Origin of the sequence: Microbacterium sp. AK009 (genome assembly GCF_013410955.1) — a bacterium.
GTDB lineage: Bacteria > Actinomycetota > Actinomycetes > Actinomycetales > Microbacteriaceae > Microbacterium.
This window is the reverse complement of sequence record NZ_JACCCG010000013.1, coordinates 1-1,247: the sequence shown is the minus strand read 5'-3', so window position 1 is coordinate 1,247 and position 1,247 is coordinate 1. Positions and strand designations below refer to the sequence as shown.

General features: G+C 67.4%; 1 protein-coding gene. It reads right to left on the bottom strand.

Features of this window, described 5'->3' with window-relative positions; all coding sequences use genetic code 11:
• Positions 1-13: 13 nt before the first annotated feature.
• Positions 14-1,164 (bottom strand): IS3 family transposase gene (locus HDC37_RS16880; protein ID WP_135950185.1). Its coding sequence is split into 2 segments (ribosomal slippage): positions 14-894 and positions 894-1,164, totalling 1,152 coding nucleotides; the frame shifts between segments, so codons are not numbered across the junction.
• Positions 1,165-1,247 lie beyond the last annotated feature (83 nt).

Here is a 1,247-nt window from a genome sequence, read left to right as displayed (position 1 = left end):
TGGGCCGCCCCCTTCATTCGGTCCGGTCGCTGTGCGAGTCGTCGGTTTCCAGTTGATGGGTGCATTGCCGAGCGTAGTCGACCGGTGCGAGGTATCCGAGCGATGAGTGCCGGCGGTCATGGTTGTACTCGGTCTTCCAGTCGCCGATCACGACCTGGGCGTGCAGCAGCGAGTAGAAGCTGTTGATGTTCAGGCACTCGTCGCGGAGCCTGCTGTTGAACGACTCGACGTACCCGTTGTGCCAGGGCGAGCCGGGCGGAATGTAGGACAGGCCGGTGCGGGTGCCGGCCCAGTCGGCCATCGCGTCGCTGATGAACTCCGGGCCGTTGTCTGATCTGAGCACCGCGGGCGCGCCGCGGACGGCGACGAGGTCCTCGAGGTGGGCAGTGAGTCGGTCCGCGGTGATCGACCGCTCGACAAGCCCTCCGATGCACTCACGGGTGTGTTCGTCGACGATGGAGCAGATCTTGATCGGGCGGCCCTGCTCGTCGGCATCGAACTGGAAGTCCACCGCCCACACGAGATTCGGTGCGACCGCTGCCGGGGCGTCGACGGTCGAGGATCCGACGCGTTTGCGCCGCCGCCGCTGGGGGACACGGAGGCCTTCCTCGCGCCAGAGCCGCTGGATCTTCTTGTGGTTCACGACCCACCCCTCGCCGCGAGCGTCGTGGTAGGCCCTGCGGTATCCCCACCGCGGATGCTTCTTCGCGTACGCGCGCAGCCAGTCCCGCAACGCCCTGTCCGGGTCGGCGGTCGTGTCGCCCTTGAGCGGGCGACGGTACGCGGACCTGCTCAGCCCGGCCAGACGGCACGCCATCCGCTCGCTCACCTGCAGTGTCCTGATCAGGTGAGCGACGGCGGCGCGGCGCCTGCCCGGGCCTAGAAGTTTCCCTCAGCCAACTCCTTCAGCGCGGCCTTCTCCAGCTCCGCTTCGGCCAGCAGCCGCTTCAGAGTGGCGTTCTGCTTCTCGAGCTCCTTGAGACGCTTCGCGTCGTCGGCCTTCAGGCCGCCGTACTGGTTCCGCCACCGGTAGTACGTCTGCTCGGACACGCCGAGCTCCCGACACACCGCGGCGACGTCCGCGCCGTCGGCGAGCATCCTGTCGGCCTGCCCGAGCTTTCGGACGACCTGCTCCGGGGTGTGACGCTTCCTGCTGTTCGTCATGATCTGACCAGTCTCCCTGCCCGAACCCTCGGGCGACAGGACGACTCACACAACGACTGGACCTACAAGACGGGGTCAGTCCA